The sequence below is a fragment of the Sphingomonas changbaiensis NBRC 104936 genome, from assembly GCF_000974765.1.
GTDB lineage: Bacteria > Pseudomonadota > Alphaproteobacteria > Sphingomonadales > Sphingomonadaceae > Sphingomonas_B > Sphingomonas_B changbaiensis.
In genome coordinates this window covers 138,052-145,679 of record NZ_BBWU01000045.1, presented here as the reverse complement: position 1 = coordinate 145,679, position 7,628 = coordinate 138,052, and the positions used below count along the sequence as shown (strand labels likewise).

Annotated in this window: 5 protein-coding genes; 1 reads left to right on the top strand and 4 read right to left on the bottom strand. The window is 65.8% G+C overall.

Going from position 1 to position 7,628, the window contains the following annotated elements; all coding sequences use genetic code 11:
- Nucleotides 1-16: 16 nt before the first annotated feature.
- From SCH01S_RS12200 to SCH01S_RS12185, 4 genes are all read right to left on the bottom strand, one after another.
- Nucleotides 17-2,161 carry a penicillin acylase family protein gene (locus SCH01S_RS12200; RefSeq protein WP_046349073.1) on the bottom strand — a complete coding sequence of 715 codons (2,145 nt, stop codon included), beginning with the start codon at nt 2,159-2,161 and terminating at the stop codon, nt 17-19.
- Nucleotides 2,162-2,339: 178 nt separating this feature from the next.
- Nucleotides 2,340-3,677: an ATP-binding protein gene (locus SCH01S_RS12195; RefSeq protein ID WP_046349072.1), complete on the bottom strand. Its 1,338-nt coding sequence runs from the start codon at nt 3,675-3,677 to the stop codon at nt 2,340-2,342.
- On the bottom strand, nt 3,674-4,396 hold the full coding sequence (locus SCH01S_RS12190; RefSeq protein WP_046349071.1) for a response regulator: 723 nt from the start codon (nt 4,394-4,396) through the stop codon (nt 3,674-3,676). The genes SCH01S_RS12195 and SCH01S_RS12190 overlap by 4 nt, the downstream gene beginning before the upstream one ends.
- 139 nt (nt 4,397-4,535) lie before the next feature.
- The gene (locus SCH01S_RS12185; protein WP_052733923.1) at nt 4,536-5,066 is read right to left on the bottom strand and encodes an EF-hand domain-containing protein; all 531 of its coding nucleotides are present in this window, start codon (nt 5,064-5,066) and stop codon (nt 4,536-4,538) included.
- Between the two features lie 230 nt (nt 5,067-5,296).
- Here SCH01S_RS12185 and SCH01S_RS15910 point away from each other — a divergent pair, with 230 nt between their 5' ends.
- Nucleotides 5,297-7,582, top strand: a complete 2,286-nt coding sequence (locus tag SCH01S_RS15910; RefSeq protein ID WP_052733922.1) for a right-handed parallel beta-helix repeat-containing protein — start codon at nt 5,297-5,299, stop codon at nt 7,580-7,582.
- Nucleotides 7,583-7,628 lie beyond the last annotated feature (46 nt).

Below are 7,628 nucleotides of genomic sequence, written 5' to 3'. Positions count from 1 at the left end.
AAGCGGGAGAGGGGCTTTACTCCCCTGGCCGGTAGACCCGCTCGGTGTGGCCCTTCAGCTGATCCGGCCAGAAATAGACCTCGCGGAAATTGCCGGTCGTGTAGCGCTCCGCCTCGTCGTTGAAGTGCGGCGACTCCGGGTGGCCGCTTTCGCCGCCGGCCGTGATTGCCCGCGCGCGGACCTTGGGGCCGAAGTCGATCACGGCGACAAAGCTGTTGCCGCTGGTGCCGTACCAGCGCTTCGTTCCCGGATAAGCCTTCGCCCCGAATGACGCGAGCGAGCCCCAGCGCGACGACGTGAACGGCACCGGAATGCTCGGCGCCTTGTCGTTGAACGGCTGGACGATATCGCCGGTCAGCCGCTGGAAACGGTTGATCTCGCCCCAGGCGACGCCCCAATGGCCGAAGTCCCGTTCCAGCTGGTCCGACGCTTCGGCCAGCGCCTGCAGCTTCTGCTTCGGCGTCGTCCGGTCGGCCATGAAATCATAGATGTTGACGCCCTCGGCTTCGGCCGGGGCCTTCGCATCCTTCCACAGCGCCTCACCCCAGAAAACGGCGAGCGAGGTCGGCTGCGAGGCGATGCCCCAGCGATAGTCCCACGTCCGAAGCAGCGCGATCTGGCCTTTCAGCTTCGCCTTCAGCGGGTCGCCGGCCGGCAGCCCGTCATAGGCCTGAACCAGCGTGGGGATCAGCCGCGCGAAGGCCGGCAGGTAGGAATCGAACGCCGAATCCAGCAGCAACGGCAGCGTGAAATCGCGCCGGTCCTTCAGCAGCATCGTCGCGTGGATGCCGCGCGGGTTCTCGCCGAAGGTATCCATGTAGCGCGGGAAGTCGGCCTGGCGCGGGCTGTTTTCCCCGGCGGCGGAATAGGGCCAGTTGTTGGTGTTCATTACCCAACCGTTCGGCGGGCTGACGACGTGCGGCAGCTGGGCAAGCGGCGTCAGCCCCTTCCAGTCGGTGGCGGGATCGCTGCCGTCGACCGGCTTGGTGTAATCGAACCGGTTGTCGCGCATCGGCACGAATTGCGGATGCAGGTAAGCGATTTCCCCCTTGTCGTCGGCGAAGATCGTGTTGTTCGACGAATTGGCCTTCAGCTCGGCAATCTGCAGGAAGGACGCGAAGTCGTCCGCCTTGGTGCGCAGCCAGGATTGCTGCAGCGCCTCGACCGGCTTGAACATCATCGCGAACGCGATCCACTTGCCCTTGGCATCGCGCACGATCGGGCCGTGATGGGTGCGATAGGTGGTGAAGCTGCGCGCCGCCGTGCCGCCGTCGGGCGTGCGGTAGCGGACGGTGATCACCCGCGTCTCAACCGGCCGCAGCTGCCCGCCATAGCGGTAGAACAGCCGGCTGCCCTTGCGCTCGATCGTTTCCGCGAACTCGTCCACCACGTCGACGCCGCTCGACGTGTGCATCCAGCCGATATGCGGGTTGAAGCCCTGGTAGATGAAGAACTGGCCCCAGGTGCTCGCGCCGTAAGCGTTCAGCCCCTCGTCGCTGGTCATCTGCAGCTCGGAGCGGAAGAAGAAGCTGGTGTGCGGGTTGATCAGCAGCAGCGCATGGCCGTCCGCGCTCAGGGCCGGCGCGATCGCGAAGCCGTTGGAGCCTGACGGTTCCTTCTCGCCTGTGTCGGCCTGGGCGATAGCGGGCGGCTTGCCGCCGTAGAAGGCGCGGAGCTGGTCGAGATCGATCCGTTCGATATCGCCGCCGATGCTGCCTTCGGTGAACGAGAGCGCCATCCACGGCTCGAACCGCGCGATCGCCTTGGGCTTAACCTCTGGATGCGTGGCGAGGTAATAATTGAGCCCGTCCGCCCAGGCGTTCATCAGCGCCTGCATCGGCTTGGGGCTGCGCGCATAGGCGGCGCGCAAGGTCGCCTCGTCGACGTACAGGCGCGCGCGCAGATCGTCCCAGATCTTCTCCTCGCCGTCCGCCTCGGCTTGCCGGCCGAGCGCGATCAGATAATTGCGCTCGACGCGATTGAAGTCGTCTTCGGCCTGGGCATAGATCGCGCCGAACACCGCGTCGGCATCGCTGCGCCCCCTCACGTGGGCGATGCCCCAATCGTCCCGCGTAATCGTGACGTGCGCGGCTTCCGCCTGCAAGCGAGCGAGATCGGATTGCGGAGCGGCGGCGGCGAGGAGCAGGGCGAGCGTGAGCATGGGGCGTGGTTAGGGCAAGAGCGCGTGATTTGGAACGGTCCTGCAATCCTCCCCTTAGAGGGGAGGTGGCGCGCGCAGCGCGACGGAGGGGTGTCAGCGCCTCAGAATAAATCTCGAACGCTGACACCCCTCCACCACTCGCTTCGCGAGCGGTCCCCCTCCCCTTGCAGGGGAGGATCTAGAGCGGCAGCCGCATCGTCGCCCGCAGCCCCTGCTCCCGATTCTGGAGCGTCAGCGTGCCACCGTGCGCGTCGACGATCGCCCGCGCGAGGGCGAGGCCCAGGCCGGCGCCGCCGGTGTCGCGGCTGCGCGACGTTTCAAGGCGCGTGAACGCCTCGAACATGCGTTCCATGTCTTGCGGCGGGATGCCGGGGCCTTCGTCGTCGACTTCCACCACGGCCCATGCATCTTCCGGGACCACGCGAACGCGGGCCCGCTCGCCATATTTGAGCGCGTTCTCGATCAGGTTGCGGACCGCCCGCTTCACCAGGTTCGGCCGCATCGGCACGGCCAGACGGTCGACCTCTTCCACCGTGACGTCGGCGCCAAGGTCCTCGAATTCCTCGGCGACACTCTCGACCAGGGCCGGCAGATCGACCCGCTGCTCGGGCTCGCTCGGCCGTCCGAGCCGGGCGAGCGACAATATGTCGTCGAGCGTCTTGTTCATGTCGTCGATCGTGGCGGCCATGCGCGCCCGTTCGCCGTCGTCCTCGATCAGCTCAGTGCGCACGCGCATCGAGGCCAGCGGCGTGCGCAGGTCGTGGCCGATCGCGCCCAACATCCGGTCCTTCTCGTCCAGCATCGCCGTGATGCGCGTGCGCATCGCGTTGAACGCGGCGATCAGCTGGCGAATGTCCGAGGGCCCCTGCTCGGCGATCGGCGCAGGGGCGCTGCGCCGGTCGAAGCGCTCGGCGGCGTCGCGCAGCTCGGCGAGCGGCCGCGCCAGCCGTCCGCCGACCCAGAGGACGGTCAGCAGGATGAAGCCGTACAGCACGAAGGTCTGGAAGATCAGGCCGCCGAACACGCCGGCGTGAAGCGGCGGCAGCGGCGCCGCGGTCGTCACCCAACGCGAGGGCGCGATCTCGGCCGATACGACGATCACCCGGCGTTGCAGCACCGCGGACTGGCGCAGCAGCCGGCCCTTGTCGTCGACCTGGACCTGGAACTCCCGCGCCGGGATTTCCGCCGCTTCGATGTCGCCGACGCGGATGCCGACCTGGCCGAGCATTTCGCGCGCGAACGTGGCGACATCCGGCTTCAGCTCCATGTCCGGCCGGATCGGGGTGGCGGAGGACGCGATCGACCCGCGCAGCATGGCCGGCGTCGTCGCGCCGGTGCGGGTCCGCTGCACGGTCTCGGCAAGCCGGGCAATCGCCAGCGTCGCCGTCTGCACATAGGTCTGGCGCTTGGTCGCCTGGAGCAGCAGCACGAAATTGACCGCCTGCGCCACGCCCAATGCCAGCGCCATCAGCAGCGCAAGCTGCGCGCCGAGACTCTTGGGCCAGAAGCGCCTCAAAGCCGCGTCACGTCGGCGGCCAGCGTATAGCCACCGCCCCAGACGGTCTTGATCAGCCCCGGGGTCTTCGGGTCGGCCTCGATCTTGCGCCTCAATCGGCTGATGTGATTGTCGATCGCCCGGTCGAACGCGTGCGCTTCGCGGCCATAGGCAAGGTCAAGCAGCTGGTCGCGGCTCAGCACCTGGTGCGGATGGGTCGCAAAGGCGAGCATCAGGTTGAACTCTCCGGTCGACAGCGGCACCTGCACGCCGTCGGGATCGACCAGCCCGCGCTCGCCTGCCTTCAGCACCCAGCCGGCAAAGGCGTAATTGCCCGTTTCAGGGGCGCGCAGCTTGGTGCCGCCGCCACGGCCGATGCGCCGCAGCACGACCTTGATGCGCGCTACCAGCTCGCGCGGGCTGAACGGCTTCACGACATAGTCGTCCGCGCCCATTTCGAGGCCGACGATGCGGTCGGTCTCCTCCGCCATCGCGGTCAGCAGGATCACCGGCAGCTCGGAGGTCTCGCGGATATGGCGGCAGAGGCTGAGCCCATCCTCGCCGGGCATCATCACGTCCAGGATGACGAGATCGATCGCATAGCCGTGCAACCGCTCGCGCGCCTGCGCCGCGTCCCCCGCCTGCGTCACCCGAAAGCCGTTGCGGTTCAGATAGGTCGCGAGCGGCTCGCGAATCGAGCGCTCGTCGTCGACAAGCAGGATGTGCGGCTTTTCGTCCATAGGTCATCCTTTCCAAGCAGGCTTGGAAAGGAAAGGAAAGGGCGGACGAGGCAGGGTCAACCTCGTCCGCCCCGGCTCTCCGGCGGCCGCGCCACAGGGGAAAAGACGCGGTGCGCCGGACGGAGGCACCCGGAGCGCGCTACTTGCGCTCGGAATGCTCCCGCATCGCGGCGTGAGCTTGCTCGCGCTCCGCCGCGCTGATCGTGCCGTCGTGGTTCGCGTCGACCCGGTCGAAATGTTCGAGCGCACGCTTCTGGAATTCCTCGCGCGTGATTGCGCGGTCGCCGTCGGCATCCGCCATCATGCCCATGTGCCGCATCATCGGACGGCCGTGCATGCCGGGGCCGCCATGTTCGCGCATTTCGGCAAGCTTGGCGGCGCCGGCATTCCATTCGTCACGGCTGATCATGCCGTCGTGATTGGCGTCGGCGCGGTCGAACATCTCGGCGGCCATTCTGGCATGCATCGCCTCGCGGTCGGCGCGGTCGAGCTTGCCGTCCTTGTTGACGTCCATGCGGTCGAAATGGCCGTTCGCCATCGCGATCGCCTGCGCGCGGGTCAGGTCGCCCATCGGGTGATCGCCCATGTCATGCGGCTGGCCCGCGGCGAGCGCGATCCCGCTGGTCAGCGCCAGCGCGCCAAGAGCCGACATCATCAAAGCCGTCGCCATAATTCTCCACCTCCGACGCTGCCGGTCTAACCCGCAACGGTCGCGCGAGTTTGTCGAAGGCGGAACGATATTGTCGCGATTTGTCGCGGAGAAACGAGGCATCGCCCGGGCGCCGGGCCCCTCGCCGGCCTACCGTAGATTCCGAAGTTTCGGTTAGCCACGGTCTTAAACCACAATTCTTAATGCCCGCCCCGACACGCCGCACCGCCGGCCTTTGAACGGGGATTGGGATGACCACCTTCAATGTTTCCAATGCGACGGAGCTGACGTCGGCGATTGCGAGCGCGGCAGGCGGTGATCGGATCGTGCTGGCCGACGGCAATTATGGCGCGGTGTCCATCTTCAACCGCACCTATGCGTCGACGCTGACGATCGAGGCGGCGAACCCGGGCAGCGGCGCGCATCTGGATGGCCTGTTCGTGGCCAATGCCAAGAACATCAGCTTTGTCGGGCTGGACGTCGGCCGGGCGCTCAACGCGGGCGAGCCGACCTATACCCAGCTGTCCTGGATCAAGACCTCGAGCGACATCAAGCTGAACGGCATGGCCTTCCACGGGTCCCAGGACGGCGATCCGTCGAACGACGGCGTCGGCCTGACCGTGACGAGCGCGAGCGGGCTCAACATCAGCAATTCGCGGTTCGAGGAACTGTATCGCGGCCTCGTGCTCCAGAACAGCACCAACACCACGATCAAGGACAACAGCGTCACCCTGATCCGATCCGACGGCATCATCTCGATCGCCAATGACGGCCTGTCAATCGAAGGCAATCACATCGGCGACTTCCGCCAGGTTCTCGGCGACCACTCCGACGCGATCCAGTTCTGGAACACTGGCCAGACCAAGGGCCAGACCAATATCACGATCAAGGACAACGTGATCTTCCAGACCTATTTCAGCGGCATCGACCAGACCGGCACGCAGGGCATCTTCATGTCCGACCCGCTGTCCTATGGCTACAAGAACGTCCTGATCCAGAACAACGTCCTCTATTCCAACGACGCCTATAACGGGATCTACCTGAACGGCGTCACCGGAGCGCAGGTTCTCGACAACACCGTCCTGTCCAAGTCGACCGACGTCAAATCCTTCTGGATCAACGTGCAGAACAGCACCGACGTGGCGCTGCAGCACAACATCACCGACAACATCATCACCGCAAACGTCACCGGCCTGTTCCAGGACGGCAACGTCAACTTCAAGCTCGATCCCGCCGCCCGGGCCCAGGTGCCGAACCTCGTCAATCCGACCAGCGAGCTCGACCTGATCGCCTCAGGCGTCGGCTACCACCTCCCCACCAGCGCCCCGCCGTCGCCCATTCCGGCCCCGGTCCCGGCCCCGCTGCCGCCCGCCGACGCGGGAGACGCCCAGTCGGCCAACACAATCCATGGCGATGCCGGCAACAACACGCTGACGGCCGACCCGATCAACGGCGGTACCGGTCCGCACGCGATGTACGGCTATGCCGGCGACGACACTTATTTCGTCGCCCATAGCAGCGACACCGTCGTGGAAGCTGCCGGCGGCGGCAACGACACGATCATTGCCTCTGTAAGCCACACGCTTGCCGCCGGCAGCGAAGTCGAGCTGCTGCGCACCATGGGATCAGCCTCGACCTATGCAGTCGATCTGACCGGCAACGAGCTGAACAACACGATCGTCGGCAATGCCGCCGACAACCGGATCGACGGCGCTGCCGGCGCCGATACGATGTGGGGCTATGGGGGCAACGACATCTATTTCGTCGATAATGCCCAGGACATGGTCAAGGAATTGGCCGGCGGCGGCAACGACACGGTGATTGCCACCGCGAGCTATACGCTGACCGCCGGCAGCGAGATCGAGTTGCTGCGCACGATGGGATCGGCCTCGACCTATGCCATCGACCTGACCGGCAACGAGTTGCACAACACGATCGTCGGCAATGCCGCCGACAACCGGATCGATGGCGCTGCCGGCGCCGATACGATGTGGGGCTATGGCGGCAACGACACCTATTTCGTCGATAATGCCCAGGACCTGGTCAAGGAATTGGCCGGCGGCGGCAACGACACGGTGATTGCCACGGCGAGCTATACGCTGACCGGCGGCAGCGAAGTCGAGTTGCTGCGCACCATGGGATCAGCGTCGACCTATGCCATCGACCTGACCGGCAACGAGCTGAACAACACCATTGTCGGCAATGCGGCGGCGAACACGATCCATGGCGGCGCCGGAAACGACGCGATCTGGGCCTATGGCGGCAACGACGTGCTGTTCGGCGATCAGGGCAACGACACCTTCGTGTTCGGCCCTGGATTCGGCCACGATACGGTCGCCGACTTTGCAGGCAACGGCGCGGCCCCGGGAGACACGGTGCGCTTTCTCGCCGGAACCTTCTCCAGCTTTCAGGATATGATGAATCATGCGGTGCAGCAGGGGAACGACGTCGTCTTCACCCTGGACGCGAGCAACAGCGCCACCCTGAACCACGTCCAGCTCTCTGCGCTCACGGCACAGGATTTCATCTTTGCCTGAATGAGCGGGGTCGAACCGGCATTGGACGCGATGCGCCGCGAGCAGT

What these genes read in the sequence shown, in the direction of transcription:
- SCH01S_RS12200 (WP_046349073.1), bottom strand. Translation starts at nt 2,161, where the DNA reads ATGCTCACGCTCGCCCTGCTCCTCGCCGCCGCCGCTCCGCAATCCGAT.
- SCH01S_RS12190 (WP_046349071.1), bottom strand. Translation starts at nt 4,396, where the DNA reads ATGGACGAAAAGCCGCACATCCTGCTTGTCGACGACGAGCGCTCGATT.
- SCH01S_RS12185 (WP_052733923.1), bottom strand. Translation starts at nt 5,066, where the DNA reads ATGGCGACGGCTTTGATGATGTCGGCTCTTGGCGCGCTGGCGCTGACC.
- SCH01S_RS15910 (WP_052733922.1), top strand. Translation starts at nt 5,297, where the DNA reads ATGACCACCTTCAATGTTTCCAATGCGACGGAGCTGACGTCGGCGATT.